Origin of the sequence: Pseudomonas sp. DE0010 (assembly GCF_007680745.1) — a bacterium.
GTDB lineage: Bacteria > Pseudomonadota > Gammaproteobacteria > Pseudomonadales > Pseudomonadaceae > Aquipseudomonas > Aquipseudomonas parafulva_B.
Genome location: NZ_VEJQ01000009.1, coordinates 94,665 through 105,913 on the forward strand (window position 1 = coordinate 94,665; position 11,249 = coordinate 105,913).

Sequence of the window (11,249 nt, forward strand, 5' to 3'; positions counted from 1 at the left end):
TGCAGTCTTGCGAGTGGAGCGTCACCCGGATGAATGAGCAGGCCTCAAGCGTAGAACAGCGTTACGAACAAACGACCGCCGCCAGCCTCGGCAAATGGGCCCGGCAGGACACCACCTGGATGCTCGGCCTATTTGGCACCGCCATTGGCGCAGGTACGCTTTTCCTGCCGATCAATGCCGGCCTTGGCGGGTTCTGGCCGTTGCTGGTGCTGGCGGTGCTGGCCTTCCCGATGACGTACTACGCCCACCGCGGGCTGACCCGGTTCGTGCTTTCGGGGCGCGAAGGGGCAGACATCACTGACGTGGTCGAGCAACACTTCGGCATCAAGGCTGGCGCCTTGATCACAGTCCTGTACTTCTTTGCCATCTTCCCCATCCTGCTCATTTACAGTGTGGCCCTGACCAATACCGTCAGCAGCTTCATGGAGCACCAGCTGCACATCGCGCCTCCACCCCGTGCGCTGCTGTCATTCGTGCTGATCCTGGGGCTGCTCGCGATCGTACGCTGCGGCGAACAGGCTACCGTCAAGGTCATGAGCCTGTTGGTCTATCCATTCATCGTGGCCCTGGCGCTGCTGGGCCTGTACCTGATCCCGCACTGGACCGGTGGTATTCTCGACAGCGCCCACACGGTGCCCAGCGGTTCGGCCTTCCTGCACACGGTATGGCTGGCCATCCCGGTCATGGTGTTCTCGTTCAACCATTCCCCCATCATCTCGGCCTTCGCGGTCGACCAGAAACGCCGCTATGGCGATCATGCCGACGCCCGCAGCGGCCAGATCCTGGCACGTGCGCACCTGCTGATGGTGGCCATGGTGCTGTTTTTCGTCTTCAGCTGCGTGCTGACCCTCGATAGCGCGCAACTGGCCGAAGCCAAGGCGCAGAACCTGTCGATCCTGTCATACCTCGCCAACCACTTCAGCAACCCGACCATCGCCTTTGCCGCGCCTTTGATCGCCTTCGTCGCTATCGCCAAGTCATTCCTGGGCCATTACATTGGCGCCAGCGAAGGCCTCAAGGGCATCATCGCCAAGACTGGCGCGCGCCCGGGTGCCAAGGCCCTTGACCGCGTGGTGGCGGCGCTGATGCTGGTGGTGTGCTGGATCGTTGCCACGCTCAACCCCAGCATCCTGGGCATGATCGAGTCCCTCGGCGGCCCGATCATCGCAGTATTGCTGTTCCTGATGCCCATGTATGCCATTCGCCGCGTGCCTGCCATGCGCAAGTACAGCGGGGCGCTGTCTAACGTGTTCGTCACCGTGATCGGCCTGGTCGCCCTGACCTCGGTCGTCTACGGCCTGTTGGCATAAGCCCGTAGCAGCAGGCCCGCCCCGGTGCCCGGCAAGTACGCCAGGGCGGGCCGTTGCCTCACCGGCAACAAATTCATCTTGCCCCATAGGCACATGCTGGCCTTCATGGTTAACTCTTGATCCTTTTCCCAACCCAAGATCAAGGATTTCGTCATGGCTCAAGTGACTCTCAAAGGCAACCCCGTCCAGGTCAATGGCTCGCTGCCACAGGTTGGCGCTCAGGCGCCGGCGTTTTCCCTGGTAGGTGAGGGGCTGGCCGACAAGTCGCTCAAGGACTTCGCCGGCAAGCGCAAGGTGCTGAACATCTTCCCAAGTGTCGATACGCCTACCTGCGCCACGTCCGTGCGCAAGTTCAATGCCCAGGCCAATGAGCTGGCCAACACTGTCGTACTGTGCGTTTCCGCCGACCTGCCATTTGCCCAGGCTCGCTTCTGCGGTGCCGAAGGCCTGGAAAACGTGAAGAACCTGTCCACCTTGCGTGGCCGTGAGTTCCTTGAGCAGTATGGTGTGGCCATCGCCGACGGCCCATTGGCTGGGCTGGCTGCCCGCGCCGTCGTGGTACTGGACGAGCACGACAAGGTGCTGCACAGCGAGCTGGTAGCTGAAATCGCCGACGAGCCCAACTACGAGGCAGCCCTTGCCGCATTGAAGTGACGGCGCCGGGCAGGGATCGAACCTTCCGCCTGCCCATTGCTCCAAGCTATACCCTGTAACGGCCCGGAACGCTTTTCCGGGCCGTTTTCGTTTAAAGTTCAGGGTCTTGGCAACGTCAGGCAAAGGTAAACCTCTGGTAAAGGCGCTTTGCTTGGCCGTCGACAGTGCTTATCGTTCACCCTCCTGAATCGTCAATCCGAACAAGGTTCGTTCAACCCATGCAAGCGCCAAAATCCCGTTCTCCCCGTCGCTGGCTCGTCACGCTGCTGATCGTGTTGCTGGTCGCAGTGCTGGCCTGGTGGCTATGGCCTGCCACGCCAGCCACCGACCAGGCTGCTGGAGGGCAGGGCGGCAAAAGCGGGCGGCCCGGTTTCGGCGGGTCTACCGATCCGGTCCCGGTGAGGGTGGAACCTGCACGGGTGGGCGATTTCCCGCTTTACTACAAGGCGCTTGGCACGGTGACCGCGACCAATACCGTGAATGTGCGCAGCCGTGTAGGCGGTGAGCTGGTCAAGATCCACTTCAAGGAAGGGCAGCAGGTAAAGGCCGGTGACTTGCTTGCCGAAATCGACCCACGTGCCTACCGCATCGCCCTGCAACAGGCCGAGGGCACCCTGGCCCAGAACCAGGCGCAACTGAAGAATGCCCAGGTCGACGTCGCTCGCTACAAAGGGCTGTATGCCGAGGACAGTATCGCCAAGCAAACCCTGGACACCGCACAGGCGCAGGTCGCGCAGTTCCAAGGGCTGGTCAAGACCAACCAGGCACAGGTCAATGATGCGCGACTGAACCTTGAATTCACCCAGATTCGCGCGCCGATCAGCGGCCGCGTCGGCCTGCGCCAGCTCGACCTGGGCAACCTGGTGGCCGCCAATGACACCACAGCGCTGGTGGTGATCACCCAGACCGAGCCGATCAACGTGGCGTTCACGCTGCCGGAAACCGAGCTGGGTACCGTTCTTGAACGCTATCGCACCGGCGCCAGCCTGCCTGTGGAGGCGTGGGATCGGGGCGACAGCAAGCTGCAGGCCACCGGCGTGCTGGGCAGCATCGACAACCAGATCGACACTGCCACCGGCACCCTCAAGTTCAAGGGCCGTTTCGAGAACAAGGACCTGGCCCTGTTCCCCAACCAGTTCGTCAACGTGCGCCTGCTTGCCGATACGCTCAAGCAGGTGGTGCTGGCGCCAGCCGCCGCCATTCAGTTCGGTAACGACGGAACGTTCGCCTATGTGATCAACGGCGAAAATACCGTCAACGTGCGCAAGCTGAAGGTCGGCCCCAGCGACGGTGAAAACAGCGTGATCCTCGACGGCCTGGCGGCCGGTGATCGCCTGGTGCTCGAAGGCACCGACCGCCTGCGTGAAGGCACCAAGGTGGAAGTGGTCGATGACAGCGCCCAGGTGCCCACCACGCCAGGCCAGCATTTGCAGGGCCAGGAAAGCAATGCGCCGGACCAGGCCGATAGCACCGCGGGCAAGGCGGGCGCATGAACCTCTCGCGCCTGTTCATCCTGCGGCCAGTCGCAACGACCTTGACCATGCTGGCCTTGGTGCTGGCCGGTTTGATCGCCTACCGCATGCTGCCTGTTGCCGCGCTGCCGCAGGTCGATTACCCCACGATTCGCGTCATGACCCTGTACCCCGGGGCAAGCCCCCAGGTGATGACCAGCGCCGTCACCGCGCCACTTGAACGTCAGTTCGGCCAGATGCCCGGCCTTGAGCAGATGGCCTCGACCAGTTCAGGGGGCGCGTCGGTCCTGACCCTGCGCTTCAACCTGGACATGAACATGGACGTGGCCGAGCAGCAAGTGCAGGCCGCGATCAACGCCGCCAGCAACCTGCTGCCCAGCGACCTTCCGGCCCCTCCGGTCTATAACAAGGTCAACCCGGCCGATACGCCAGTGCTGACGCTGGCCATCTCCAGCAAGACCATGCCGCTGCCCAAGCTCAACGACCTGGTCGACACCCGCGTGGCCCAGAAGCTGGCCCAGACCAGCGGGGTGGGCATGGTCAGCATCGCAGGAGGCCAGCGCCAGGCTGTGCGCATCAAGGTCAACGTGGATGCACTGGCGGCCAACGGGCTCAACCTGGAGGATGTCCGCACACTGATCGGGGCCTCCAACGTCAACCAGCCCAAGGGCAATTTCGATGGCCCTACACGCGTCTCGATGCTCGACGCCAATGACCAACTGCGCTCGCCCGAGGAATACGCCAACCTCATCCTGGCCTACAACAACGGCGCCCCGCTGCGTTTGAAGGATGTGGCGCAGATCGTCGACGGCGCGGAAAACGAACGGCTGGCGGCCTGGGCCAACCAGAACCACGCTGTGCTTCTGAACATTCAGCGTCAGCCAGGTGCCAACGTGATCGAGGTGGTGGACCGCATCAAGGACATGCTGCCCTCGATCACCGACAACCTGCCCGCTGGCCTGGACGTGTCCGTGCTCACCGACCGTACCCAGACCATCCGCGCCGCCGTGCGCGACGTTCAGCATGAACTGCTGATCGCCATCGCCCTGGTGGTAATGGTCACCTTCCTGTTCCTGCGGCGGGTCAGCGCCACGATTATTCCTTCGATCGCCGTGCCGTTGTCATTGGTCGGCACCTTCGCCGTCATGTACCTGGCAGGGTTTTCCATCAACAACCTCACTCTGATGGCGCTGACCATCGCCACCGGTTTTGTGGTGGACGATGCGATCGTGATGCTGGAGAACATTTCACGGCACATCGAGGAAGGCGAAACGCCGCTGCAGGCGGCGCTCAAAGGCGCCAGGCAGATTGGCTTTACCTTGATCTCGCTGACCTTCTCGCTGATCGCCGTGCTGATCCCGCTGTTGTTCATGGCCGATGTGGTAGGGCGCCTGTTCCGGGAGTTCGCCATTACCCTGGCGGTGGCCATCCTGATTTCCCTGGTGGTCTCGCTGACCCTGACGCCGATGATGTGTGCCCGCCTGCTCAAGCGCGAACCCACCCCAGATGAGCAAGGCCGTTTCTACCGGGCCAGCGGTGCCTGGATCGACTGGTTGATCAAGCACTACGCCAGCGCCCTGCAATGGGTACTCAAGCGCCAGCCCCTGACCCTGCTGGTGGCGGTGGCAAGCCTGGCGTTGACGGTGCTGCTGTACATGGTGGTGCCCAAGGGGTTCTTCCCAGTCCAGGACACGGGCGTCATTCAGGGCATCTCCGAAGCACCCCAGTCCACCTCGTTCGCGGCCATGAGCGACCGGCAGCAGGCCCTGAGCCGCGTCATTCTGCAGGACCCTGCCGTGCAGAGCCTCTCGTCCTACATTGGCGTGGACGGCGACAACGCCACCCTCAACAGCGGCCGTATGCTCATCAACCTCAAGCCTCATGGGGAGCGCGATGTCACTGCAAGCGATGTCATCAAGCGCTTGCAACCCCAGCTCGACAAGCTGGTGGGCATCCGCCTGTTCATGCAGCCGGTACAGGATTTGAGTATCGAGGACCGGGTCAGCCGCACGCAGTACCAGTTCACATTGTCATCGCCCGATGCCGAACTGCTGGGGCAGTGGAGTGGCAAACTGGTCCAGGCCCTGAACCTGCGCCCCGAGCTTGCCGATGTGGCCAGTGACCTGCAGGAGAATGGCCTGCAGGTGTACCTGGTGATCGACCGGGACATGGCCAGCCGGCTGGGCATCAGCGTGTCGCAGATCACCAACGCGCTCTACGATGCCTTCGGCCAGAGGCAGATTTCGACTATCTACACCCAGGCCAGCCAATACCGGGTGGTGCTGCAGTCGCGAGACGCGGCCGTGATCGGTCCCCAGGCACTGGAGTCGATCCACGTCAAGGCCAGTGATGGCGGGCAGGTGCGTCTGTCGGCGCTGGCGCGCATCGAGCAGCGCCAGGCGCAGCTGGCCATTTCTCACATCGGCCAGTTCCCGGCGGTCACCTTGTCATTCAACCTGGGGCAGGGCGCCTCGCTGGGCAAAGCCGTGCAGGTGATCGAACAGGTTCAGCAGGACATCGGCATGCCCTTGGGCATCCAGACCCGGTTCCAGGGTGCGGCGCAGGCGTTCCAGGCATCTCTGTCGAGCACCTTGCTGCTGATTCTCGCGGCGGTGGTGACCATGTACATCGTGCTGGGGGTGCTCTATGAGAGCTACATCCACCCGGTGACCATCCTATCGACGCTGCCTTCGGCTGCCGTGGGCGCCTTGCTGGCGCTGCTGATCAGTGGCAACGACCTGGGCATGATCGCCATCATCGGCATCATCCTGCTGATCGGCATCGTCAAGAAAAACGCCATCATGATGATCGACTTCGCGCTCGAAGCCGAACGTCACCAGGGCATGAGCCCGCGCGATGCCATCTACCAGGCCGCGCTGCTGCGGTTCCGGCCAATCCTCATGACCACGCTGGCGGCCCTGTTCGGCGCCGTGCCGTTGATGTTGGCCACTGGCTCCGGCGCCGAACTGCGCCAACCCCTGGGCCTGGTGATGGTGGGTGGGCTGCTCGTGAGCCAGGTGCTGACGCTATTCACCACGCCGGTCATTTACCTGTACTTCGACCGGCTGGGGCGTCGTTTCGGCAAGCGCGACCTGGCGCAGGAACCGGTATGAATACGCGCAGTGCTTCAGTAGGGGCGGCCCGATGAACCTGTCTGCGCCATTCATCCGCAGGCCCGTGGCAACCATGCTGTTGAGCCTGGCGATCATGCTGCTGGGCGCGGTCAGCTTCGGTCTTTTGCCGGTCTCGCCGCTGCCGCAGATGGATTTCCCGGTGATCGTGGTGTCGGCCAACCTGCCGGGTGCAAGCCCCGAAGTCATGGCCTCGACCGTGGCAACGCCGCTTGAGCGCAAGCTGGGCAGCATTGCCGGGGTTACCACATTGACCAGCAGTTCCAACCAGGGCTCAACGCGGGTCATCATTGGCTTTGAACTTGGCCGCGACATCGACGGCGCTGCGCGCGAGGTGCAGGCCGCAATCAATGCCACCCGCAACCTGCTGCCCAGCGGCATGCGCAGCATGCCGACCTACAAGAAGATCAATCCGTCCCAGGCGCCGGTCATGGTTTTGTCGCTGACCTCCAGCGTGCTGCAGAAAGGGCAGCTATACGATTTGGCCGATACCATCCTGTCCCAAAGCCTGGCCCAGGTGCCTGGCGTGGGCGAAGTGCAGATCGGTGGCAGTTCGCTGCCGGCCGTGCGCATTTCGGTCGAGCCGCAGTTGCTGAACCAATATGGCCTGGCGCTGGACGAGGTGCGTACCGCGGTGGCCAATGCCAACCAGCGCCGGCCCATGGGTTTTGTCGAGGATGCCGAGCGCAATTGGCAGGTGCGGGCCAACGACCAGTTGGAAAGCGCCAAGGATTACGGGCCGCTCGTGATTCGCCAGGAGAACGGCACGGTTCTTCGGCTATCGGATGTGGCCACCATCACCGATGGGGTCGAAAACCGCTACAACAGTGGCTTTTTCAATGACCAGAGCGCGGTATTGCTGGTCGTGAACCGGCAGGCAGGTGCCAACATCATTGCCACCGTGGACCAGATCAAGTCGCAGTTGCCTGCCCTGCAATCGCTACTTCCGGCGAGCGTCGAGCTGAACGTGGCCATGGACCGTTCGCCGGTGATCAAGGCCACGCTCAAGGAGGCGGAGCATACCTTGCTGATCGCCGTGGTGCTGGTAATCCTGGTGGTCTACCTGTTCCTCGGCAGCCTGCGTGCTTCACTGATTCCCAGCCTGGCGGTGCCGGTGTCGCTGGTTGGCACCTTCGCGGTCATGTACCTGTGCGGCTTCTCGCTCAACAACTTGTCGCTGATGGCGCTGATCCTGGCGACCGGCCTTGTGGTGGACGATGCCATTGTCGTGCTGGAGAACATCTCCCGGCATATCGAGGACGGGCAGCCACCGATGAAGGCGGCCTTCCTGGGCGCCAAGGAGGTCGGCTTCACCCTCCTGTCGATGAACGTGTCACTGGTGGCCGTGTTCGTGTCGATCCTGTTCATGGGCGGCATCGTGCGCAGCTTGTTCCAGGAATTTTCCATCACCCTGGCGGCCGCCATCATGGTTTCGCTGCTGGTGTCGCTAACCCTCACCCCCATGCTGTGCGCCCGTTGGCTGACTGCGCACCAGGCCGAGCAGACTCGCCTGCAACGGTGGAGCGATGCCGTGCACCGGCGCATGGTTGCCGGCTATGACCGCAGCCTGGGCTGGGCGCTGCGGCATCGGCGCCTGACCCTGATCAGCCTTCTGGTGACCATTGCAGTCAACGTGGCGCTGTATGTCGTGGTGCCCAAGACACTGATGCCCCAGCAGGATACTGGCCAGCTCATGGGTTTCATCCGCGGTGATGACGGCCTGTCGTTCAGCGTCATGCAGCCCAAGATGGAAACCTACCGGCGCGCCTTGCTGGCAGACCCTGCCGTACAGAGTGTTGCAGGCTTCATCGGCGGCAACAGCGGTACCAACAATGCCATGGTGCTGGTCAGGCTCAAGCCCATCGGCGAACGCAAGCTCGATGCCCAGAAGGTGATCGAACGCCTGCGCAAGGAGATGCCCAAGGTGCCTGGCGGGCGGCTGTTCCTGATGGCCGATCAGGACTTGCAACTGGGCGGCGGCGGGCGCGATCAATCGTCCTCGCAGTACCTGTATACCTTGCAGAGCGGCGACCTGGCAGCCTTGCGCCAGTGGTTCCCCAAGGTCGTCGCGGCCATGCGCGCATTGCCCGAGCTGACCGCCATCGACGCACGCGACGGGGCGGGCACCCAGCAGGTGACGCTGGTGGTGGACCGCGACCAGGCCAAGCGCCTGGGCATCGACATGCAGATGGTCACCACCGTGCTGAACAATGCTTACAGCCAACGGCAGATCTCCACCATCTATGACAGCCTCAACCAATATCAGGTAGTGCTGGAGATCAACCCGAAGTACGCCTGGGACCCCAGTACCCTGGAGCAGGTGCAAGTGATTACCGCCGAGGGCGCGCGGGTGCCGCTGTCGACCATCGCGCACTATGAGAACAGCCTGGCCAACGACCGGGTCAGCCACGAAGACCAGTTCGCCTCCGAGGACATCGCCTTCGACGTCGCCGAAGGCTACAGCACCGACCAGGCGCTGGCGGCAGTCGAGCGTGCCGTGGCCAAGCTCGGCCTTCCGGAAGGGGTGATCGCCAAGCTTGGCGGCACAGCCGATACCTTCACCAAGACCGCACAGGGGCAGCCCTTCATGATTCTAGGCGCACTGGTGCTTGTGTACCTGGTGCTCGGGATTCTGTACGAGAGCTACATCCACCCCCTGACCATCTTGTCCACGCTGCCCTCGGCCGGCGTCGGTGCCTTGTTGGCGCTGTATGTGACCGGTGGCGAATTCAGCCTGATCTCACTGCTGGGGCTGTTCCTGTTGATCGGGGTGGTGAAGAAAAATGCCATCTTGATGATCGACCTGGCCCTGCAACTTGAACGTCACCAGGGGCTGTCGCCTGAGCAATCCATTCGCCGCGCATGCCTGCTGCGCCTGCGCCCAATCCTGATGACGACGCTGGCGGCCATTCTCGGCGCCTTGCCTCTGCTGCTGAGCCAGGCAGAAGGGGCGGAGATGCGTCAGCCGCTGGGGCTGACCATCATCGGCGGTCTGGTCTTCAGCCAGGTCCTGACCCTCTACACGACGCCTGTGGTCTATCTGTATCTGGACCGCTTGCGTCACCGCTACAACCGTTGGCGCGGTGTGCGCACCGACGCGGCCTTGGAAAACCCGCTATGACTTTTGCCCAGACTCCGCTTCATCGTGCCCTGCAAGTGCTCAGCCGTGTTCGCGGCTCGCGTTTGCTGGGGGCAGCCTTGGGGGCCGCCTTGCTCAGCGCCTGTACATTGGCCCCGGACTACCACCGCCCGGAAATGACCGGCACGGCGCAATTCAAGCATGCCGAAGGCTGGACGCAGGCAACGCCTTCTGACGCCATCGCCCGTGGTGCCTGGTGGGAGATCTATGGCGACGCGCAACTCAATGCACTGGTCGATGAGCTCAATCGCAACAACCAGAGTGTGGCGCAAGCCGAGGCGCAGTATCGCCAGGCCCAGGCGCTGGTGCGCAGCAGCCGCGCCGGACTGTTTCCAAGCCTTGACCTGAGCGTGGCCAAGAACAGGTCGGCCCAGGGCACTGGCAGTTCAAGCTCAAGCCTGTCCAATAACAGCAGCGGCATTCGGGACACTTACAACGCCCAGTTGGGGGTGAGCTGGGAAATCGACTTGTGGGGCAAGTTGCGCGAGACGCTCAATGCCAACCAGGCCAGTGCCCAGGCCAGCCTGGCCGACCTTGCCGCCATGCGCTTGAGCCAGCAGTCGGAGCTGGTGCAGAACTACCTGCAACTGCGCGTCATCGATGAGCAGAAGCGCCTGCTGCAAGCCACGGTGGCCGCATACGAGCGCTCGCTGCGGATGAATCAGAACCAATACCGCGCAGGCATCGCCGGCCCCGACGCGGTGGCCCAGGCGCGCACCCAGCTCAAGAGCACCGAGGCTGACCTGATCGACCTGATCTGGCAGCGCGCCCAGTTCGAGAACGCTATTGCCGTGCTGCTGGGCAAGACGCCTGCGCAATTTGCCCTGGCCGACAGCCAGGCGATTCCTGCATTGCCGCAAATTCCGGTGGCGCTGCCATCGCAACTGCTCGAGCGTCGACCCGACATCGCCGCTGCCGAGCGCAATGTGATGGCTGCCAACGCCAATATCGGCGTATCGCGCGCGGCCTATTTTCCGGATTTCAGCCTGAGCCTGAACGGCGGTTACTCAAGCAGCAGCTTCAACAACTGGATCGAGTTGCCCAACCGCTACTGGTCGGTCGGCCCACAGCTTGCGCTCACCCTGTTCGATGCAGGCAGGCGCAGCGCCGAGGTGGACCGTACCGTAGCCGTATACGATCAAACGGTCGCCCAGTACCGCCAGACCGTGCTGGATGGTTTCAAGGAGGTGGAGAACCTGCTGGTGCAACTGAAGGTGTACGGGGACGAAGCCGTGGTGCGCCAGGAGGCCCTTGAGGCCGCCCGTGAATCGCTGCGGCTTACGGAAAATCAATACAAGGCCGGCTTGATCGGCTATCTGGATGTGGTCAATGTTCAGGCCACCGCTCTGAGCAACGAGCGCAGTGTGCTCAACCTGTTGCAGGGACGCTTGGTCGCCAGTGTCCAATTGGTGGCAGCGCTGGGCGGTGGCTGGGATGCACGAGGGGCGTTCGCCGACCAGGATTGATGCGTAACCTTTGACCCATGTCGACGTACAGACCTGCCGTCGACATGGCCATTTGATATGCCGAAACACCGTGCGTT

At 62.8% G+C, this 11,249-nt stretch carries 6 protein-coding genes; all 6 read left to right on the top strand.

The genetic code is table 11. The annotated features are described in order from the left end of the window. The first annotated feature begins 29 nt into the window (after positions 1-29). Entirely contained in the window at positions 30-1,310 is a 1,281-nt protein-coding gene (locus FS767_RS09415; RefSeq protein ID WP_058638332.1) for a serine/threonine transporter, read from the top strand. 153 nt (positions 1,311-1,463) lie between these two features. Beyond that, on the top strand, positions 1,464-1,964 hold the full coding sequence (gene tpx / locus FS767_RS09420; RefSeq protein ID WP_144964973.1) for a thiol peroxidase: 501 nt from the start codon (positions 1,464-1,466) through the stop codon (positions 1,962-1,964). A gap of 218 nt (positions 1,965-2,182) precedes the next feature. Continuing rightward, positions 2,183-3,457 (top strand): MdtA/MuxA family multidrug efflux RND transporter periplasmic adaptor subunit, encoded by a 1,275-nt coding sequence (locus FS767_RS09425; protein ID WP_144964974.1) that lies wholly within the window; start codon positions 2,183-2,185, stop codon positions 3,455-3,457. Beyond that, positions 3,454-6,549, top strand: a complete 3,096-nt coding sequence (locus tag FS767_RS09430) for an MdtB/MuxB family multidrug efflux RND transporter permease subunit (RefSeq protein WP_058605398.1) — start codon at positions 3,454-3,456, stop codon at positions 6,547-6,549. The genes FS767_RS09425 and FS767_RS09430 overlap by 4 nt, the downstream gene beginning before the upstream one ends. Positions 6,550-6,580: 31 nt before the next feature. After that, the gene (locus FS767_RS09435; RefSeq protein ID WP_144964975.1) at positions 6,581-9,688 is read left to right on the top strand and encodes an efflux RND transporter permease subunit; all 3,108 of its coding nucleotides are present in this window, start codon (positions 6,581-6,583) and stop codon (positions 9,686-9,688) included. Further along, entirely contained in the window at positions 9,685-11,172 is a 1,488-nt protein-coding gene (locus FS767_RS09440; protein ID WP_144964976.1) for an efflux transporter outer membrane subunit, read from the top strand. Before FS767_RS09435 ends, FS767_RS09440 begins: the two co-directional genes overlap by 4 nt. The last annotated feature ends 77 nt before the right edge of the window (positions 11,173-11,249 follow it).